Here is a 388-nt window from a genome sequence, read left to right on the forward strand (position 1 = left end):
TATGTTATGGCGCGCGATTGTACGTGTGCCTAATTTTAAAAAAGGTATGCCACTTCTGGTTAGACAAGTTTATGTGCTTGGTGTCCGTTCCATGGTGATCATTTTAGTGTCTGGCTTGTTCATTGGCATGGTATTAGCGTTACAGGGGTACAATATTCTTGTTGGGTTTGGTACTGAAGAAAGTTTAGGGCCTATGGTGGCACTAAGCTTATTACGTGAACTCGGGCCAGTGGTTGCCGCGTTATTATTTGCTGGCCGAGCAGGTTCTGCTTTAACGGCTGAAATTGGCTTAATGAAATCGACTGAGCAGTTGTCGAGTCTAGAAATGATGGCGATAGATCCGTTAAGACAAATTATTGCACCGCGTTTTTGGGCAGGCGTCATCAGC

The 388-nt window shown here is 44.8% G+C and carries 1 protein-coding gene; it reads left to right on the forward strand.

What is annotated here, in order from left to right; all coding sequences use genetic code 11:
* Positions 1 to 388 (forward strand): ABC transporter permease (locus H5185_RS22475; protein WP_182743368.1); only part of this gene is annotated, 388 nt, incomplete at both ends.

Source organism: Shewanella sp. SG44-6 (genome assembly GCF_014164185.1).
Taxonomy (GTDB): Bacteria; Pseudomonadota; Gammaproteobacteria; order Enterobacterales; family Shewanellaceae; genus Shewanella; species Shewanella vesiculosa.